Origin of the sequence: Psychrobacter proteolyticus (assembly GCF_038155145.1) — a bacterium.
GTDB lineage: Bacteria > Pseudomonadota > Gammaproteobacteria > Pseudomonadales > Moraxellaceae > Psychrobacter > Psychrobacter proteolyticus_B.
Genome location: NZ_JBAKAY010000257.1, coordinates 1 through 208, shown reverse-complemented (window position 1 = coordinate 208; position 208 = coordinate 1). Strand labels below are relative to the sequence as shown.

Here is a 208-nt window from a genome sequence, read left to right as displayed (position 1 = left end):
GCGTGACCCATAGCCTCATAACGATAGGCGGCGTAATGGGCTTTATCGTCTAATATATCTGTCAACGAAGACGCATAAACCAATAGCAGCTTTCCATCAGTGGAGATTTCAGATGCTATCAATAAAGTGGCATTGTCAGCCACTCTTAAGTCATTATGAAATAGCACCAATGAGACATTATTGTTCGCTAAGTTGTTCGCCGCTTGAT

At 42.3% G+C, this 208-nt stretch carries 1 protein-coding gene; it reads right to left on the bottom strand.

From position 1 onward, the window contains the following. The coding region (locus V6252_RS13745; RefSeq protein WP_341610795.1) for a hypothetical protein at window positions 1–208 on the bottom strand (208 nt) is incomplete at both ends.